Source organism: Streptococcus sp. DD10, assembly GCF_001578805.1.
Taxonomy (GTDB): Bacteria; Bacillota; Bacilli; order Lactobacillales; family Streptococcaceae; genus Streptococcus.
Window position 1 is genome coordinate 1 of record NZ_KQ969176.1, and the last position, 1241, is coordinate 1241.

Genomic DNA, 1241 nt, shown 5'->3' on the forward strand with positions numbered 1-1241 from the left:
TATAGTCTTATAAATCCCTTTCTTATAGTGTTTGTGTTGTTTGTCGCCCAAAATTCACCCAAAAAGTTTTTTAATTTCTTCAAATTCTTTTTCTTTTTTAGCTTCAAGTTGGTGGGTGTAGGTCTGTAATGTGATGGTTAGGTCTTTGTGTCCTAACAAGTTTGATACGGTCAAGAGGTCAATGTCTTTTGAAATGAGATAGCTTGCATAGGTATGTCGAAGTGAGTGAACGTGTATATTTGTCCCTGTCAGTTCCTTTACCATCTTGTTAAGCCATGAGTGGTTTACCCTTGGAAATAGTCTGTCGTGGTCGTTTGCTATCCATCCTGCCAGTTTGTACTTCTTGAGTAGTAGAGCTGTAGTGGAGTCAAGGGGTATTTTTCGGACGGACTGTTTATTTTTGGTCGGTCTAAAGCCGTCGTTGTCATATATATCCCAAGTTTTATCAATGTTGATGAGGCTGTTTTTGAAATCTATATCATCCCATGTCAGACCAAGAGACTCACCTAGTCGCATACCTGTCACGGCTAGAAGATATAGGTGCATGTAATCACGGTTTGATGTGTCTGACTTTAATGTTTCAATCAGTGATAGGTAGGTATCTAGCTCTAAGAATTTATCCTCTAATGGTTTCTCTCTTTGTTTAGCCTTGACTTGTGATAGTTCGGTGAAGTTCCGTAAAATGTAACCATCAGCTACGGCTTGCTTGATGGAACGTTTGACTCGGTGGTGGATAGCGCTAAGGGTGGCTTGATAATATCTCTCTCCAAGGTCGTTAAGAAATTGCTGGTAGATGGTTGAAGTGATAGTTTTTAGTTTGGTTGTTTTAAAATACTCTCTAATAATTCTGATGGTTTGCTGGTAGGAGCGTAGGCTGCCTTTTGCGATATGGGGTTGCTTGTGAATGCCTACCCAGTTCTCAAAATAATCCGCCATGGTTATCTCGGTGTCGATATGAAAGTTTTCGGTCAGCCGTTGCTCATCCTGTGCAGCTGCTAGCTCTGCTTCTTTCTTGGTACGAAAACCACGTTTTGACTTTTGTTTGTACTTGCCATCGGGCGTTTTGTAGGAGATGCGATACTCCCATGAGCCATCTCTTTTTCTGTATGATGCCATTTGATTTTTACCTCACTTTTTTGATAAAATGGGTATAGTAAAGAGGTCAGATTTTCACTCTGGATATTTACTATACAATCGTTCTCTCCTCACACTTTGCTTGGTCGGCGGTGTGGGGAGTTTTT

1 protein-coding gene is annotated in these 1241 nt (G+C 40.6%); it reads right to left on the reverse strand.

Going from position 1 to position 1241, the window contains the following annotated elements; all coding sequences use genetic code 11:
* Positions 1–54: 54 nt before the first annotated feature.
* Positions 55–1116, reverse strand: coding sequence for a site-specific integrase (locus STRDD10_RS09900; RefSeq protein ID WP_067195676.1), 1062 nt, complete (start codon positions 1114–1116; stop codon positions 55–57).
* Positions 1117–1241: the final 125 nt, after the last annotated feature.